This window comes from Sporosarcina sp. QA0331, assembly GCF_055808055.1.
The window spans coordinates 31,614-48,277 of record NZ_CM147850.1 but is presented as its reverse complement, the minus strand read 5'-3'; the positions used below and the strand labels follow the sequence as shown (position 1 = coordinate 48,277).

15 protein-coding genes and 1 other annotated feature are annotated in these 16,664 nt (G+C 41.9%); of the genes, 4 read left to right on the top strand and 11 right to left on the bottom strand.

The window, feature by feature from the left end; genetic code table 11:
- Positions 1–24: 24 nt before the first annotated feature.
- The 3 genes from AC0L13_RS00235 to allW (AC0L13_RS00225) all read right to left on the bottom strand — a co-directional run bounded on the left by AC0L13_RS00235 (position 25) and on the right by allW (AC0L13_RS00225) (position 4,273).
- Positions 25–1,281, bottom strand: coding sequence for an MFS transporter (locus tag AC0L13_RS00235; RefSeq protein ID WP_473642777.1), 1,257 nt, complete (start codon positions 1,279–1,281; stop codon positions 25–27).
- Between the two features lie 125 nt (positions 1,282–1,406).
- On the bottom strand, positions 1,407–2,738 hold the full coding sequence (locus AC0L13_RS00230; RefSeq protein WP_473642775.1) for an allantoinase: 1,332 nt from the start codon (positions 2,736–2,738) through the stop codon (positions 1,407–1,409).
- Between the two features lie 80 nt (positions 2,739–2,818).
- Positions 2,819–4,273 carry an allantoin permease gene (gene allW / locus AC0L13_RS00225; protein WP_473642773.1) on the bottom strand — a complete coding sequence of 485 codons (1,455 nt, stop codon included), beginning with the start codon at positions 4,271–4,273 and terminating at the stop codon, positions 2,819–2,821.
- A 357-nt stretch (positions 4,274–4,630) separates the two neighbouring features.
- On the opposite strand from allW (AC0L13_RS00225), the gene AC0L13_RS00220 reads away from it, so the two are divergent.
- Entirely contained in the window at positions 4,631–4,951 is a 321-nt protein-coding gene (locus AC0L13_RS00220) for a winged helix-turn-helix transcriptional regulator (protein ID WP_473642771.1), read from the top strand.
- An 86-nt stretch (positions 4,952–5,037) separates the two neighbouring features.
- Here the strand turns inward: AC0L13_RS00220 and cdaS are convergent, their stop codons facing one another.
- The 5 genes from cdaS to allW (AC0L13_RS00195) all read right to left on the bottom strand — a co-directional run bounded on the left by cdaS (position 5,038) and on the right by allW (AC0L13_RS00195) (position 11,178).
- Positions 5,038–5,670: a sporulation-specific diadenylate cyclase CdaS gene (cdaS, locus tag AC0L13_RS00215; RefSeq protein WP_473642768.1), complete on the bottom strand. Its 633-nt coding sequence runs from the start codon at positions 5,668–5,670 to the stop codon at positions 5,038–5,040.
- A gap of 162 nt (positions 5,671–5,832) precedes the next feature.
- Positions 5,833–7,071, bottom strand: coding sequence for an allantoate deiminase (gene allC / locus AC0L13_RS00210; RefSeq protein ID WP_473642767.1), 1,239 nt, complete (start codon positions 7,069–7,071; stop codon positions 5,833–5,835).
- Between the two features lie 36 nt (positions 7,072–7,107).
- Positions 7,108–8,376 (bottom strand): MFS transporter, encoded by a 1,269-nt coding sequence (locus tag AC0L13_RS00205; RefSeq protein WP_473642765.1) that lies wholly within the window; start codon positions 8,374–8,376, stop codon positions 7,108–7,110.
- 63 nt (positions 8,377–8,439) lie between these two features.
- On the bottom strand, positions 8,440–9,771 hold the full coding sequence (locus AC0L13_RS00200) for an allantoinase (RefSeq protein ID WP_473642763.1): 1,332 nt from the start codon (positions 9,769–9,771) through the stop codon (positions 8,440–8,442).
- A gap of 30 nt (positions 9,772–9,801) precedes the next feature.
- Positions 9,802–11,178: an allantoin permease gene (allW, locus tag AC0L13_RS00195; protein WP_473646777.1), complete on the bottom strand. Its 1,377-nt coding sequence runs from the start codon at positions 11,176–11,178 to the stop codon at positions 9,802–9,804.
- Positions 11,179–11,535: 357 nt separating this feature from the next.
- On the opposite strand from allW (AC0L13_RS00195), the gene AC0L13_RS00190 reads away from it, so the two are divergent.
- Positions 11,536–11,919, top strand: coding sequence for a RidA family protein (locus AC0L13_RS00190; RefSeq protein WP_473642761.1), 384 nt, complete (start codon positions 11,536–11,538; stop codon positions 11,917–11,919).
- 82 nt (positions 11,920–12,001) lie between these two features.
- Here AC0L13_RS00190 and AC0L13_RS00185 read toward each other — a convergent pair whose 3' ends face one another.
- Positions 12,002–13,285, bottom strand: a complete 1,284-nt coding sequence (locus tag AC0L13_RS00185) for a diguanylate cyclase domain-containing protein (RefSeq protein ID WP_473642759.1) — start codon at positions 13,283–13,285, stop codon at positions 12,002–12,004.
- Between the two features lie 283 nt (positions 13,286–13,568).
- Between AC0L13_RS00185 and AC0L13_RS00180 the strand changes: the two genes are divergently transcribed.
- Positions 13,569–14,552: a ring-cleaving dioxygenase gene (locus AC0L13_RS00180; RefSeq protein WP_473642757.1), complete on the top strand. Its 984-nt coding sequence runs from the start codon at positions 13,569–13,571 to the stop codon at positions 14,550–14,552.
- A gap of 19 nt (positions 14,553–14,571) precedes the next feature.
- Positions 14,572–15,165 carry an NADPH-dependent FMN reductase gene (locus tag AC0L13_RS00175; RefSeq protein ID WP_473642755.1) on the top strand — a complete coding sequence of 198 codons (594 nt, stop codon included), beginning with the start codon at positions 14,572–14,574 and terminating at the stop codon, positions 15,163–15,165.
- Between the two features lie 67 nt (positions 15,166–15,232).
- Here AC0L13_RS00175 and AC0L13_RS00170 read toward each other — a convergent pair whose 3' ends face one another.
- Positions 15,233–16,039, bottom strand: a complete 807-nt coding sequence (locus AC0L13_RS00170; protein WP_473642753.1) for a YitT family protein — start codon at positions 16,037–16,039, stop codon at positions 15,233–15,235.
- A 71-nt stretch (positions 16,040–16,110) separates the two neighbouring features.
- Positions 16,111–16,364 (bottom strand) — a binding site (T-box leader).
- Between the two features lie 138 nt (positions 16,365–16,502).
- Positions 16,503–16,652 carry a 50S ribosomal protein L33 gene (rpmG, locus tag AC0L13_RS00165; protein WP_473642751.1) on the bottom strand — a complete coding sequence of 50 codons (150 nt, stop codon included), beginning with the start codon at positions 16,650–16,652 and terminating at the stop codon, positions 16,503–16,505.
- Between the last annotated feature and the right edge of the window lie 12 nt (positions 16,653–16,664).

Sequence of the window (16,664 nt, the reverse complement as noted above, 5' to 3'; positions counted from 1 at the left end):
TTCCCTTTCGATTTTTATTTCTGCTTATGCACTCGTCGCTTTTACTTTCGGCCCTTCTTTGAAGAACATCATAAGGAAGAAGCCGACAGCGAGCACGATGACCGCCGAGTAAAATCCTGCCGTCATGCTCCCTGTTTTATCCGCAAGAAAACCGACAAACCAAGGGGCGATAACCGACGAAATCATCCCTATGAAATTATAAAGGCTGAAGGCAATTCCATAGGACGATTGGCGGACGTTTTCCGAAACTGATGCGATGAGCAGCGGATCTAGCGCAATCTTGCCGAATAGTCCATATACGACCAATGCTGTAATGAGCAATGCAGTGCTATGAACATACACAGTGGCCCATAGTGCAACTGCCGCAATTGGAATCAGCACGAAAGCGAAAGGCTTCTTACGACCCAAGCGATCCGAAATAGCACTTGCGACAAGCGCTCCCGGAATTGAAGCCAATGGGACTAACGCAGCGATCAAACCAACTTGGCTGCCATGGAAACCTCTCTCTGTTTCCAAAAACTTCGGCAACCATGTAACAACGACCGTAAAGCCGTAAATGGAACAGAACAGGACGAGGAAAGTGATCAAAAGATTTCGGTTTTTAAGTAAAGAGATGACCGAAACCTTTTCTTCGTTCTTCTGTGATGCTTGTAACTGTTCACTTTCTTTCAATAAGGTATCCGGATTTTTCTCCTTAACCAATACGCCAATGAGAATCCCGACAAGAACCGTTAGCACACCGAAGATATAAAACGGCACGCTCCAGCTCATTCCCATATCGAGAACTAAAATACTCGACAAGATAAAACCAAAGGCGATCCCGATTCCTGATCCACTGTTAATGATTGCACTACCAACAGTTCGATGCTTTGCCGGAATCGCTTCAGATGATAGGGCAAATTGCGGGCCATAATACGTCGCTGAGGAAAATCCTGCCAGTGCACGGGCAACCAAAAAGCCTGTGAAACCGGCCATGATACCACTAATTCCTGTCAACAGCCCGTATAATATAAACCCGATGACAAGCAACTTTTTCCTGCCGAATTTATCACTGAAAGACCCAGCCGGAATTTGCGCAATTGTGTACGTCAGAAAGAAGATACTATTGACGAGCCCAAGCTGTGTATTGTTAAGGTTATATTCCAATCCGATATTGTCCAAAATCGGATTCAAAAAATATTTATTAGCATTTATAAACATCCATCCTAAGGTGAATGCAAAAACTACTTTCCACCAATATGGAATCGTAAATTTTTTATTTTTTTGTACTTGATGTGCCATAAAAGCAAATCCCCTTCCCTTTAATTGTTAATGCCTATGCCTAGCATATCCTCAAAGGCATCCCTCCCTATAATGTCTATCAAGTTCATTGGAAATGGGCTGCGATTCCGCAGCCCGATCATGTTTTAGTAGTCGAAGATCTCTCCGTTTTCAAACACTAAGTTGCCGCCGACAATTGTCGTCTTCACTTTCCCTTTAAATGTCATGCCGACATAAGGCGAATGCTTATGACGATAAAACAGATCTTCCTCGTTCAGCTCAAAGCTTTCATTTAAGTTAATAAGCGTCAAGTCGGCATCATAGTCAACCGCAATTGTCCCTTTCGTCGTCAGGCCGAATAATTTTGCCGGGTTTGTTGCCGTTAACTCAACAATTTTTTCTAACGGGAGATTCCGCTTGAAATAGCCTTCCGTCAACATAATATTCAACGTAGACTGAGCTCCCGAAATACCTCCCCATCCTTCGAAGAAGTTGTCGGTAATTTGCTTCATGGAAGCTGGCGCAGGTGAATGGTCAGATGCGATGACGTTAATTTCACCGTTCGCTACAGCTGCCCATAAGTCTTCCAACTCATCTTCATCTCGCAATGGAGGGGCACATTTTGCCATCGCTCCTTTTTCCGCCAAGTCTTTTACGGTCAATGATAAATAATGTGGGCATGTTTCAACCGTTACATCTACGCCTCTTTGTTTAGCATCGTTAATCACTTGAACCACTTTTCGGCTGCTTGCATGGACGATATGAAGTTTACAGCCAGTTGCTTCCGCATACGAAATGATTCTACGGACCGCTTCAATTTCGGAAATGATCGGGCGTGATTCAACATAATCTCTTGCTGTTGTTTTGCCTTGGATTTGTTTTTCGTGTGCAAGCTGATCTGTAATAACCGTACTCTCAGCATGAACAGCCAAAATGGAACCTAAAGATGCAATTTCTTTCATCCCTTTATAGATTGTTTCGTCATCCACGTTTTTGAAATCGGCAATTCCACTCGGCGACATGAACGCCTTAAATCCAATTACGCCACTTTCGTGAAGATCTTTTAAATCATTAATATTTTCCGGTACGAGTCCACCCCAGAAATATGGATTTACAACAGATTTTTCCTCGGCAGCAGCGCTTTTTAGTGCTAAATTGGCTTTGTTGATGGTCGGTGGCGTACTATTCAGCGGCATGTCGAAAAATGATGTCGCTCCTCCGGCAGCTAAACTTCTGCTCCCTGTCTCCAACCCTTCCCACTCTGTTCTGCCAGGTTCGTTAAAATGAACATGCGTGTCGATTAAACCCGGAAGAATGTGAAGTCCTTCTGCATCGATTATCTTTTTCGCTGCCGCCTCGATTGGTTTACCGACAGAGACCTCTTTGATTTTCCCATCCTTGATGGCGAGATCACCTCGATTAATTGAATCCTCCGTAACGATTGTCCCGTTCTTTATAAGTAAATCGTAAGTTGCCATCATGCATTCCTCCAATAGTAATTTTTAATCAGCTATATCTTTTTTCATGGACAAAGGAACTACTTCTGATGCTGCTTTGATCAAATCTGTTTGCCCATCTTTACCGTCTTGACACTTTTAGTTCTACGCATCTCCAATAGGCTATAAATGAGTATCGCTGAAACGATTCCTACGATCCACGACATATCATAAAGCGGCTTGAAGAACGGAACAAAATTACCGATCAAGGAAATGACGCCGGCAAGCGTCGATGTAACAAGTGCATTTATATTAAAGCCATTCCGATAGTTATACTTCGCGCTATTGGAATACAACTCTTTCAAGTCAATCTTCATTTTTGAAACGATAAAGTAATGGGCTAGCAAAACACCCGTAATTGGGGCCAATAAGCCGCCGATAATATTTAAAAATGTGAATATGCTTGTCGCATTCTCCATCAGCTTCCACGGCATGACAAGAATCCCGCTTATAGCCGCTATCATTGCTCCCGACTTAAATGTAAGTCTTTTCGGGAAAAGCGCCGCCAATTGGTAACCGGCTGGAACAATATTACCTGTCACATTCACCGATAATGTTGTTAACGAAAGTGTAAGCACGGATATCCCTATTGCAAATGGACTATCAAATCGGGCGACAACATCAAGCACATTCCAAATGGGTGTACCAAAGGCAATTTCAGAGCCTACAATGATCGAAATGCTTGCGATGGCAAACAATAAATAGGTTACAACTAAACCTACTGTTTGTCCGACCGCCTGAGCCTTCGTCGAGCGAGCTAATCTTGTAAAGTCAGATACGTTTACAATCGGAGCTGCCCAAGCAGCAATGATTGCCGTAATCGCTGCCAAAAAGACGACTACCGGATTTCCGCTGGCACCTGTACTCGTATATGCAAGTATCGGACCAACACCTCCAGCTAATTTAATTGCCCAGATCGCCATACCACCGAAAACAATGTAGACAAGCGGCGATAGGATATTTGTAAACTTCCCAAGGAACTTCATTCCTCCAAAAATCAAGGCTACATTAAATGACCAGAACAGCAAAAACGAAATTAATGAGGATAATGACAACCCCAATAGGTTCCAATCCCCACCTAATGTCGTGAAATTCGGCCAAAGCTTCGCGATGAGAATATACAACGCTTGGCTTCCTGCGAATGTTTGAAATCCGAACCACATGATTGCTGCAATAACACCTCTTAATACGCCTGGAATCATCGCACCTTTCGTTCCGTAAGAGAAACGCAGCAACATAGCAAAAGGCAAACCATATTTAGATCCGGCATGACCGTTGAGAACCATGACGATTGCCAATAAAATTGACGCACTCATAATTGCGGCAAAAACTTGTCCGACAGACATTCCTAAAGCAAAAAGTCCTCCTATGGCAATATAGTTAGGGATATTATGCACGGAACCCATCCAAACGGACGCAAAGTTTCCGGCATTCCAACTTCTGCCCTCTGACTTCGTCGGTAAAATATCTTCATTGAACCCCGATTTTATTAATTTCTCTCGATTGATTTGCTCCAATCGAATCCCTCCTTAATGATGTCGAAACAGCATGTCAATCAGAATGCCATTCTATATAAAGCGACAGGTTACTTTTAGTAACAAGCAAACTTCATTACCACATAATATACCCCTGGTTACTTTTCGTCAACAAGAATGTGTCTATTTTGTTAAAATTACTATAAACGCATTTTTAACAATTTATCTAATGCCGTTACAAATGAACACTAAATAAATGGAATTAAATCCATGTACAACAGACATAAATTGGGTTATACTAAAGAATATAAATAGAGAAAACATCGAAAAACGACTTGGATAATTAGTTATTATAAGTAATAAGGTAATAAAAAATTAAATAACGAAGGGGTGAGAAATTTGGAGGAAACAGAACAACAACCACCTTTATGCGATAAAGTAGAACATTCTTATCAATTAATCGGCAAGAAGTGGATAGGTCTTATTGTCCACTCACTACTCGACGAACCGAAACGGTTTAGTGAGATTCACGCATATATTCCCGATTTGAGTAAGCGCGTGCTTAACGAACGGATAAAAGAGCTTGAGGAAAGCGGGATTGTTCTTCGAAATGTCATTACAGACCGTCCTGTACGAGTCGAATATTCCTTAACAAGAAAAGGGAATGAACTCGGAAAAGCCCTTAAGGCTGTAGAGGCATGGGCCGAAAAATGGCTATGAGTATCAAAAGAAAGAAGGGAACATGTCGAAATGACATGTTCCCTTCTTTCTTTTGCCACAGTCCAGAAAACAGGACTGGTGTGTATTTAATTTAAATGGAATCCGGAGCCGAAAGTACTGACAGGATAAAGGCTTCCGTTCATAGCAAATGATACTTTGCCCGTCTCCTCAGATACTACGAGTACAAGAGCATCGCTTTTTTCAGATAAACCTAAAGCAGCTCGGTGGCGCGTGCCAAGTTTTTTATCTCCTGTATACTTGCCTGACAACGGAAGGACATTTGCTGCGGATACAATTAGATTACGATTGATTAAAACCGCTCCATCATGAAGCGGGCTCCCTGGATAAAAAATTGATTCTAATAGCGAATGGCTCACTTCCGCTTGTATCGGGATGCCCGTTTTGATCAAAGATTCAAGCGGATTTTCTCTTTGAATGACGATTAAGCCGCCATGTTTCCGCTTCGACAAGTTTTGTACGCAAACTGACAATTCCGGGTATTTGTCTGTAAAGGGGGACAAATAACAATTTAAATAAAATGTGGCGGCTTTCATTTCGATATTCAAAAAATCTTCTTTCACTTTCTCAAAATCACTAAGCAGACAATCATTTTCGTTATCTATAGCTATTAAATTGTTCTGTAAGGCTGTTATGACTTCATGGATATCCGCTTTTAACGTTTGTTTCATTGGTGAAAAATCGCAATTCACTCGATTCAATAGGATGCAGCCCCTTTTCGATCTTGTGTCAGCCATTGCTTTGTCCTTAGGTTTGTCTCAAATCATTATATTTATTCATATTTGTTCATATCAAAAGAGGGTGCAGAAAAATCAATGACTTTTCTGCACCTCTCCGGATATTGCCAACTATTTTATGATGATTTACTCCATATATGCCAATGCATACAAGGAGCTCATTAGCGCTTGAACTCCGACTGCCAATTGTTCAGGGCTTGTATACTCCAAAGGATTATGACTGATTCCTTCGCGGCTTGGCACGAATATCATCGCTGTCGGCACGACTGGCGCAATGATTTGTGAATCATGGCCAGCACCGCTATGCATCACCTTATAGTTGAATCCATTTTCTTTCGCTTGTTTTTCAATGGTTTCAACGATTTGTTTATCCATAGGAATCGGATCCTCATCCATCCACATATCAATCGTCGTCTCTACACCTGAATCACCAGCGATCCTCTTGACAATCGTTGTTAATTCTTCCGTAAACTTTACAAGGACTTCTTTTTCCGTATGCCGAACGTCAAAAGTAAATAAAGCTTCTCCTGGAACAACGTTTACGGTGTTCGGTTTGACCTCGATTTTACCGACTGTCGCAACGAGCGGATCACCATATTCTTTTGCTCTGTTAATGACATTATTGATCATTTGGCTGGCGGCATATAATGCATCTTTACGATACCCCATCGGCGTAGTCCCCGCATGGTTTGCGACACCTTTCACATCGATCGTAAAACGCCTTTGTCCGACAATGCTATGAACAATCCCAATGTCTTTTCCTTCCTTTTCCAACACATTACCTTGTTCAATATGGATTTCCACAAAACCTTTCAAATCATTACGGAACGGTTTTGATTCGTCCCTAAAATTAAAACCAGCTTCCCTCATCGCCTCTACAAAAGGTACGTCGTTGAAGTCCGTTATGTTTTCAACGTCCTCTTTCTTCGCGATGCCGACAAAGTTTTTCGAACCCCAAAATGCATAAGGGAATCGGCTTCCTTCTTCCTCTGCAAATGACACAACTTCAAGATTTCGGAGAGGCTTGCCATATTTCTCCTTCAATAGACGTATCGCTAAAATGCCCGCCAAAACTCCGAGTGCACCGTCCAATTTGCCGCCATTTTTAACGGTGTCCACATGGGAACCGGTTAAAATTGTTTCGTCTTTATACGAACTGCCCTCTAATCGGCCAAATAAGTTTCCAATATCATCGTAACGGGTAGTCAATCCATCATCTTGCATGAGTTTATCCAGAGCTTTTTGCCCTTCCACCCATTCTTTTGTATAAAGCAACCGGGTAACCCCGCCTTCAGGATCCTTTCCGTATTCCGCCAGCCACTCTTCAAGATGAGCAATTTCACGTGTTACATCTGTCACATTCATCTACCCCTTTTACATTTGAATTTGAATTAATAGTGTTTATACACCTTGAGCTTTTACTTTGGGACTTTCTTTAAAGAACATTATGAGGACGAGTCCAACAATGAGAACAATGACCGCCGAATAGAACCCTGCAGCCATGCTGCCTGTTTTATCAGCAAGAAAGCCGACAAACCAAGGGGCGATAACCGACGAAATCATGCCGACAAAATTATATAAACTGAAGGCTACCCCATACGTGGATTGTCGGACGTTTTCAGAAACGGAAGCAATCAGTAATGGATCTAGGGCAATTTTGCCGAATAGCCCATAAATTAATAATGCCGTAATTAGCAATGCTGTACTATGTACATAGACCGTTGCCCATAAAGCGACCGCCGCAACCGGAATAAGTATGAATGCGAAAGGTTTCTTCCGACCTAAGCGGTCTGAAATATAACTTGCAACAAGGGCTCCTGGAATGGAGGCCAATGGAACTAAGGCAGCTATTAATCCAACTTGACTGCCGTGGAAGCCTCTTTCGGTTTCCAAAAACTTCGGCAACCATGTAACAACGACTGTAAAGCCGTAAATGGAACAGAATAAGACGAGGAAAGTAATGAGCAGATTTCGGTTTTTAAGTAAAGAGATCACAGATACTTTCTCTTCCTTGACGTCAATTTTTTCTAGATGCTCTTTTTCTTTCACTGTATCCGGATTTTTTTCTTTCACCAACGCTGCAATGAGGAATCCGACAAGAACGGTCAGCACACCGAAAATATAAAAGGGAACCGTCCATTTCATCCCCATATCCAAAACTAAAGTACTCGACAAAATGAATCCGAAGGCAATCCCTATTCCTGACCCACTGTTAATGATGGCACTTCCGACAGTTCGATGTTTTTCCGGAATCGCTTCGGACGATAGGGCAAATTGCGGTCCATAGTAGGTTGCCGAGGCAAGTCCTGCAACTGCACGAGCTACTAAAAAGCCTGTGAAACCGGCCATTAAGCCACTGATACCTGTTAATAGCCCATATAAGATAAACCCGATGACAAGCAATTTCTTTCTTCCAAATTTATCACTGAACGCTCCAGCTGGTATTTGTGCAATCGTATATGTCAGAAAGAATATACTGTTGACGAGGCCCAGCTGGGAGTTGTTCAGGTTATATTCCAATCCGATATTATCCAAAATAGGATTCAAAAAATATTTGTTGGCATTGATGAACATCCATCCTAATGTGAAAGCAAAGACTACTTTCCACCAATAGGGAATCATAAGTTTCTTTTTCTTTTGCAATTGAGGCTGTGCTTCCTTTGAAGTCATACTAACAATTCCCCTTCCCCTTTATAGTTAACAGATATTAAAAAACAATATCCCACCAATTTTTTATTTTTGTATTGGTTGTCCGTTTTCGAACACGACTTCTCCACCTACAATTGTCGTCTTCACATTTCCTTTGAATGTCCTTCCGATATAAGGCGAATGTTGGTGGCGGTAAAACAGATCTTCTTTCTTCAATTCAAAGCTTTCATTCAGATCGACAATTGTCAAATCAGCATCATAATCGGTTGCAATCGTTCCTTTTGTTTTCAATCCGAATATTTTTGCCGGGTTTTTCGCCGTCAATTCAACGATTTTCTCCAATGGAACATTCCGTTTGAAATGCCCTTCCGTCAAAAGTATATTCAACATGGACTGGGCGCCTGAAATCCCTCCCCATCCATCGAAAATATTATCGCTGATCACCTTCATGGATGCAGGCGCCGGTGAATGGTCTGAACCGATAGTGTCAATTTCTCCGTTCGCAACCGCCGTCCATAAATCTTCCACTTCGTCTTCATCTCTCAACGGAGGGGCACATTTTGCGATAACTCCTTGTTCCTCCAGATCTTTTACAGTCAATGACAAATAATGCGGGCATGTTTCCACCGTTATATCGACGCCTCTTTGTTTCGCATCATTGATCACCTCTACGACTTTTCGGCTGCTTGCGTGCACGATATGAAGTTTACAGCCCGTCAATTCTGCATAAGAAAGAATTCTTCGGACCGCTTCAATTTCCGAAATGACTGGACGGGATTCGACATAGTCTCTCGCCGTTACTTTGCCTTGACCGATTCTTTCTTCCGCAAGCTGTTCACACATGACCGTGCTTTCAGCATGAACGGCTAAAAGGGATCCCAAGGATGCGATTTCCCTCATTCCTTTATAGATCGTTTCATCATCGACATTATGGAAGTCGTCGATTCCGCTCGGCGACATGAATGCCTTGAATCCGATGACGCCATTTTCATGAAGCTCTCGCAAATTAGCTATGTTTTCCGGGACAAGCCCACCCCAGTAATATGGATTCACAATGGATTTTTCCTCTGCCAATGCACGTTTCATTTCTAAATTGGCTTTATTGATCGTCGGAGGGGTACTATTCAGCGGCATATCAAAAAACGAGGTTGCCCCGCCGGCAGCTAAGCTTCTGCTCCCCGTCTCTAATCCTTCCCATTCCGTTCTGCCCGGCTCGTTAAAGTGGACATGTGAATCGATTACCCCAGGAAAGATATGAAGACCTTCAGCATTTATCTCCCGTGCCGCCGTCGCTTCAAGCGGCTTTCCGACAGACACTTCCATGATCTTCCCGTTCTTGACGGCGATATCCCCTTTTTCTGTTGAATCTGCTGTCACAATTGTTCCGTTTTTAATGATCAAATCATAATTTTCCATTGTAAATCCCTCCATATTTTTTCATTCAACTCAATGGGCCTTATTTGTTCTTCGCTTTTCCAGCAAGCTGTAAAGAATAAAGGCCGAAATAATACCGACAAACCAGGACATATCATATAGCGGCTTAAAGAACGGGAGGAAATTACCGATCAGGCAAAGCGCACCCGCAATAACTAGCGTTATGATCGCATTTTGATTAAATCCATTCTTATAGTTGTATTTTCCGTTCTCGGAATACAATTCACTTAAATTTAGTTCTGTTTTCGAAACTTCAAAATAATGGGCGAGCATAACACCTGTAATAGGCGCCAGTAATCCACTAATGATATTCAAAAATGTAAAGATGCTCGTCGCGTTCTCCATCAACTTCCAAGGTAGAACAAGGATCCCGATGACAGCAGCGATCGTTGCACCTGATTTAAAAGTGAGCTTTTTAGGGAATAGCGACGCTAATTGGTAACCGGCAGGAACAATATTACCTGTCACGTTAACCGATAGTGTCGTTAAGCAAAGCGTAAGGACAGATATCGCAATGGCAAACGTACTGTCAAATCGGGCAACTACGTCAAGTACATTCCAAATAGGTGTACCAAAGGCAATTTCGGAGCCGACGATGATTGAAATACTTGCAATCGCAAATAATAAATAGGTCACAACTAATCCAGCTGTTTGACCGATTGCCTGACTCTTCGTAGAGCTAGCCAATCTTGTGAAGTCTGAAACACTAACCATCGGAGCTGCCCAAGCAGCGATGATCGCAGTCATTGCAGCTATAAAGACGACTACCGGATTTCCACTCACTCCACTACTTGTATAAGCTAGGATCGGGCCAATCCCTCCCGCCAGCTTAATCGCCCAAATCGCCATACCGCCAAAAACGATATAAACAAGAGGCGAGAGGATATTTGTAAACTTCCCTAAAAAATTCATTCCCCCATAAATTAAAGCAACGTTAAACAACCAAAATATAAGGAATGATATTAATGCTGGCAGTGATAACCCTAAAAGGTTCCAATCCCCACCTAATGTGAGAAACGGCGGCCAAAGTTTCGCGATGAGAATGGACAAGGCTTGGCTTCCTGCATAAGTTTGAAATCCAAACCACATGATTGCAGCAATGACTCCCCTTAATATGCCAGGGACCATCGCTCCCCTCGTTCCGAAAGATGAGCGGATCAGCATAGCAAAGGGCAGCCCGTACTTAGATCCAGCCCGGCCATTTAACACCATAACCGCCGATATAATAATGGACGCAATCATAATGGCAGTGAAAACCTGTCCAACAGACAACCCTAAAGCAAAAAGACCGCCAACGGCAATATAGTTCGGAATGTTATGCACTGAACCCATCCATACAGTCGCATAATTACCGATGCTCCACTTGCGTTCGTCCGGCTTCGTCGGCAGATATCGTCATTGAAGCCTTCTTTTTTTAGTTGCTCTCGATTGAGTTCCTGTTCCACCAATCGGATCTACCCCCTGATTAGGTTGAATTAGACATTTAATCGTCCCACAAAGGCAATAGCGCATTTGTATGGTAGACTAAACCGATCTTATTATCCATCGCTGCGGGTAACTGGTTTTCCTGTTCATTATGTGTCTCATCCTTCTTCTATATCCATTAACCTTTGCATCGCAAACATACATAAGCGATATGCATAAACAATGAGAAGTTCGTATGATGATGAAACACTCAAGTTCTAGCCAATGGGTGTTTATTGCGCTATGATGGTATTTCAGCTAATGAAGTAAGGAGGAGTTATGATGGCAAGAAAAGCTTATGAAGTAAAAGGCTCAACAGCATCAGGTCCGTATTCAGCTGCAGTGGATGCAGGTGATCTCGTTTATTTATCCGGACAAACCGCAATGAATTCCGCTTCTGCGGATAATATAGCAGGTGACATCGGGACACAAACAAAGCTGTGCTTTGATCACTTATTTGAGGCGCTGGAAGCAGCGAATCTTACACCTGATGATGTTGTAAAAGTAAATGTTTATTTGACTGATATGAATAATTTTTCCGCAATGAATGAAGTATACGCAACGAAGTTTTCTAAACCGTTCCCTGCAAGGACTTGTGTTGCAGTGTTAGCACTGCCACTCGGAGCAGACGTTGAAATCGAAGCGATTGCGAAAAGACCTAACTAAAACAGCACAATAAAAAGCGTCCCAAAAAGTCATTGAAAATGATCTTTCTGGGACGCCTTTCATTTTTAATTGAATAACCGATTTACGAAAACTCACGATAAAACTCAAATCGATTTCTTTTTTCTTTCGCCTTATAAAGTGCCTGATCGGCGTTTTGGATTAACATCGCTGAGTTGTTTCCATCATCCGGATACATCGCAATGCCAATACTTGACGATGAATGAATTTCATTTTCTTTTATCACATAAGGCTCGTTTACATTCGCATGCATTCTCCGGACAATCGACTCTACCTTTTCCTTAGTATTGTTTCTTAGCAAGACAAGAAACTCATCTCCGCCGACTCTGCCGACTACATCCAGATGACGAACATTACTCTCCAGTCTTTTCGCAAATTGAATAAGCAGTTCGTCACCGACACCATGGCCAAGCGAATCGTTAATATCCTTGAATTTATCCAAATCGATATACAATACGGCAAGCGTCTCCCCTGACTCTTGAGCATGTTCAATTGCTTGATTTACAGTTTCAATGAAGGAATTTCGATTGACAACCCCTGTCATCGGGTCATAAGTAGCCATGTAGGTCAGCTGATCTTCATAATATTTCCGAACTGTTACGTCCCGCAAAATTGCCTGTATGACCTTTTCTCCGTTATGTGTAACGGGAATCGCGATGATTTCCACCCATATTGTTGTACCGTTAACGCGTATTAGTTTCTCAATCATTGGCTCTGACTTTATCATTTCCGGCTCATCAATAGCATCAACGAAACTCCTTCTATTTGCACCTGTTTCGATAAAATCATCGATTGATTTTCCGATAATTTGTTGGAGACTATTCGCGCCCAATAGTTCAATGGCCGCCGGATTTGCAAAGGATAACTTATCATCATTTTGAACTATAATTGCGTCCGGCGAATATTCCACTAATGTACGGTAACAACTTTCCGCCATTCCAAGTCTATGTTTGATAGCCTTTTCTTCAGTAATATCCTTATACATTGCTACGGCTAAAATATGATCCTCGTTAATCGCACGGTAGGATGCTAAGACATCCTTTATTTTTCCGTCCTTATGCTTTCTTTGCGTTTCATAATTGGCGATGCTTCGACCGCCTCTCAGTTCATTAAGTTGCGTTTGATGATCTTCCAAGCTAAAGTCTTCCATAAAAAAAGGAGGTCTTGCACGCCCTTCTATCTCTTCCAATCGCCAGCCTAACATATCCGTCAAAGCTGGATTAGCTTGGATGATCGCACCGTCATCACGTATAATAAATATCGCATCATTTGTGTTTTCCCAAATCAATTGGTATTCATGCAACGTTGGTTTTAGTTCCCTGTTTCCCAGTGCATTAGTAGTATTCAATTCCTACCTCTCCTTAAACCGTAAATGAACTGCATTCAAACACCTTTAATTCGAGATAAATTTATCGATTTCGCTTACATTTGTCAAGGTTTGGGCAATACCATTCGCATTTCAAAATGAAAATGTTGACGTAACATGAAGTAGCATGCTATGATTACCTCGAATTAAAGATAAATTAATTCAAACAGTAATTAATGAACCCAAAACAATGTTAGTTGAAGAACTAACAAAATTTTTTAACTATATATCTTGATTTCGAGATAAATTGAGGAGGAGAACATACATGAACCAATTAAAAGGCATTCACCACGTAACAGCCATTACGAGCAGCGCAGAGAAAATCTATGACTTCTTCACGTACACATTAGGGTTGCGCCTCGTAAAGAAAACGGTAAACCAAGACGATATTCAAACATATCATCTATTTTTTGCAGATGACGCGGGTAATCCGGGTACAGACATGACATTTTTTGATTTTCCCGGGATTCAAAAAGGAGTACACGGAACAAACGAAATTTCAAAAACTTCTTTCCGTGTACCGAGCGATGCTGCGTTAGCGTATTGGGTAAAACGTTTCGACAAATTTGAAGTGAAGCATAAGGGCATCCAAGAGCAATTTGGTAAAAAGGTTTTGTCATTTGTGGACTTTGATGACCAACAGTACCAGCTCATTTCTGACGAGCTCAATGAAGGGGTCGAATCAGGAACGCCTTGGCAAAACGGACCGATTCCTTTGGAGTTCGCCATTACAGGACTCGGACCTATCCATATCCGGACTTCCTTCTTCGATCATGTGAAAGATATGTTGGAGAAAGTATTTATAATGAAGGAAATCGCTCAAGAAGAGTCATTCCATTTATTCGAAATGGGCGAGGGTGGAAACGGTGCTCAAGTTGTTGTGGAATATAACACGGTTCTTCCTCAAGCAATGCAAGGATTCGGCACTGTCCATCATTCGGCATTCCGTGTAGAGGACCGCAAAGAAATCGATGCATGGCAACAGCGTTTGCAAAGCTTCCAATTGCCCAACTCGGGCTTTATCGACCGTTATTTCTTCGGCTCGTTGTATACAAGAATCGCCCCTTCGATTCTGTTCGAATTGGCGACGGATGGTCCTGGATTCATGGGGGATGAGCCGTATGAAACGCTTGGCGAAAAACTGTCCCTGCCGCCATTCTTTGAAAACAAACGCGAGACAATCGAAAGTCTTGTACGACCAATCGACACTGTTCGCAGTACAAAAAACATTGAAAAAGAATACTTGTGAGGAGGTGAAACATTAAAAGATGGGACTTTTCGACAAACTATTTGGATCTAAACAACAGGAGGAACAACCAATGACAAAATTAAACATCGGTATTATTTTAGGATCAACTCGTGATGGACGTGTAAGCCCTCAAGTAGGAGCTTGGGTAAAAGAATTGGCAGATCAACGCGGAGACGCTAACTATACAGTAATTGATATCGCAGATTACAAATTGCCATTGCTAGGCGAGCCAGGAAGCGATGCTTCAGGCGCAGCTGCATGGTCAGAAATCGTTGGAAAACAAGATGGATTCGTATTCATCGTTCAAGAATACAACCATTCCATTACTGGAGCGCTTAAAAACGCTTTAGACTTCCTACGTGAAGAATGGAACAACAAAGCAGCTGGTATCGTATCTTACGGTTCAGTAGGCGGTGCTCGTGCAGCTGAACATTTACGCGGCATCCTTGGTGAACTTTCCGTAGCGGACGTTCGTGTTCACCCGGCTCTATCCCTATTCACTGATTTCGAAAACATGACTGACTTCAAACCAGCGGAAGTACAAGCTACTTCCGTAAACCAAATGCTAGACCAAGTTATTCCTTGGGCGACAGCATTGAAAACAATTCGATAATCATTGTTACCATCGATCCAACATGTGCGTTGAACTATGCACATGTTGGTTTTTAATTTACCTAAGACTAATTCTTCGCAAAAACGCCGTCGACTTCAACCGTCTCGAATATATTGATAAATGCGGTCTCATCATAGCTGCGGACTATCTTTTTCACCTGCAACATTTCATAACGTGTCACTACTGTCATTAAAATATGTTTCTTTTCTTGGGTGTAACCGCCATACCCTTCCGTGATCGTAATGCCCCGATAGATGGACTTCAATAACTCTTCCCGGATCGCCTCTCCTTGCGAAGTGACAATTTGCATCGTTAACTTAATATGGTTTGTATGAATGCTATCAATCATCTTGCCTGTCAAATAGATGGACAAAAGCGTGTATAAAGCAATATTCCAGTCGAAAGCGGCACCTGAAATAAGTACGATGATGCCATTCATACCCGTTAGAAGAAGACCGATACTGATATTACTCGTTCTGGAAAGAATGATCGCAATAATATCCAAGCCGCCCGAAGTTCCGGAGAATTTTAAGATCAGTCCGACTCCAATGCCTCCAATGACACCTCCAAAGATCGTCGACAACAAAATATTGTCTGTCACTGCAACTACTGGCAACAAATATAAGAATATAGAAAGCGACACAACACAAATCAGTGTATTAACCGTAATCACCTTTCCAAGTTTAATGTATCCTAAAATGAGTAAAGGCAGATTCAGCAAGAGGTTCATCAAACCGATATTAAACGGTGTAATTAATCCAATCAAAATAGCGATTCCACTAATTCCACTGCTCAAAATTCCATATGGGACGAGAAAGCAATTAAAGGCAAATGCAACAATCAATGAACCTGCGACGACAATTAGATTCTTCACAACAATTGAACCTCCTAAAGTAAAAATGATGAAACTCACCATTATTTTCACCACAAAAAAACCCGCCCCTAAACAGGGACGAGTTTGTGCTCGCGTTACCACCCATATTCCGCAAGTTTCAGATAAAATCGAAACAATACGGCTCTCCATCAACGTACAATCATACGTGTTCCCTGTAACGGAGGAAATCCGGCAAAGCTTACTGTTTTCAGCATTGCATCTCGGAGAATGACTTTCGAAATAGATCTGTCCATCGACTTCCACCTAGCGTCGACTCTCTAAAGAACAGGATTCTTCTCTTACTGTTTCTCGTCACCGATTTTCATTTTATACAATCCAACTTTACAGAGGGTGATTGACAAAGTCAATAAGCATTGATTATTTCATAACTTTTCGACCATTCATTTTTACTCTACTCATCTCAAAATGGTAATCATTACGATTTAAAAAACAGCAAAAAAATTTACTTCGTTTCTCGATGAAGAGTCACTCTTCTCAAGCGTGGACAATACTTCTTTAATTCGATGCGCTCCGGGTTGTGGCGTTTGTTTTTTGTCGTAATATAATTGCGATCTCCCGTTTCCGTACAGGCAAGTGTAATTGTTACCCTCATCTTTACTTTCCC

Excerpts from the sequence above, each read along its gene's own strand:
- AC0L13_RS00180 (WP_473642757.1), top strand. The coding sequence starts at position 13,569 with ATGAACCAATTAAAAGGCATTCACCACGTAACAGCCATTACGAGCAGC.
- AC0L13_RS00200 (WP_473642763.1), bottom strand. The coding sequence starts at position 9,771 with ATGGAAAATTATGATTTGATCATTAAAAACGGAACAATTGTGACAGCA.
- rpmG (WP_473642751.1), bottom strand. The coding sequence starts at position 16,652 with ATGAGGGTAACAATTACACTTGCCTGTACGGAAACGGGAGATCGCAAT.
- allC (WP_473642767.1), bottom strand. The coding sequence starts at position 7,071 with ATGAATGTGACAGATGTAACACGTGAAATTGCTCATCTTGAAGAGTGG.
- AC0L13_RS00175 (WP_473642755.1), top strand. The coding sequence starts at position 14,572 with ATGGGACTTTTCGACAAACTATTTGGATCTAAACAACAGGAGGAACAA.
- AC0L13_RS00190 (WP_473642761.1), top strand. The coding sequence starts at position 11,536 with ATGGCAAGAAAAGCTTATGAAGTAAAAGGCTCAACAGCATCAGGTCCG.
- AC0L13_RS00235 (WP_473642777.1), bottom strand. The coding sequence starts at position 1,281 with ATGGCACATCAAGTACAAAAAAATAAAAAATTTACGATTCCATATTGG.
- AC0L13_RS00230 (WP_473642775.1), bottom strand. The coding sequence starts at position 2,738 with ATGGCAACTTACGATTTACTTATAAAGAACGGGACAATCGTTACGGAG.
- AC0L13_RS00205 (WP_473642765.1), bottom strand. The coding sequence starts at position 8,376 with ATGACTTCAAAGGAAGCACAGCCTCAATTGCAAAAGAAAAAGAAACTT.